The 413-nt window shown below is 54.5% G+C and carries 1 protein-coding gene; it reads left to right on the plus strand.

Going from position 1 to position 413, the window contains the following annotated elements; all coding sequences use genetic code 11:
• The coding region (locus HMPREF3044_RS08775; RefSeq protein WP_141759672.1) for an HNH endonuclease signature motif containing protein at positions 1-413 on the plus strand (413 nt) is incomplete at both ends.

Here is a 413-nt window from a genome sequence, read left to right on the forward strand (position 1 = left end):
GGTTCTACTATTTCCGGGGCGGAGATTGTGAAAGCGAAACTTGCCGAGGAACGCCTTGTTGCCCTCGTTAGCCCCCTCGGCCCACGAGACTTCGGGATATACCGGATTGAGATGACGCCGGATTCTCGTGGTGCGGACCCGTTGGAGCGGTTTATTCAATCAACCCGTAACCCGGTGTGCGCCTGGCCCGGCTGCAGTAAACCGGCCACCAAGTCGCAGATTCATCACATTAAACCGGTGAAGCATGGTGGGAAAACCGTATCAGAGAACTTGATGGTGTTGTGTGACTACCACAACGGCATTAACGATGATGATCTAGACAAACCCAAACACGGTCACATGGTGAGAATCAACGGGTTGGAGTACTGGCAGCCTGCCTTCGGTGGGCCGCTGAAGTTGAACATGAACCCGTG

It is taken from the genome of Corynebacterium sp. HMSC073D01 (genome assembly GCF_001815555.1).
GTDB classification, from domain to species: domain Bacteria; phylum Actinomycetota; class Actinomycetes; order Mycobacteriales; family Mycobacteriaceae; genus Corynebacterium; species Corynebacterium glucuronolyticum.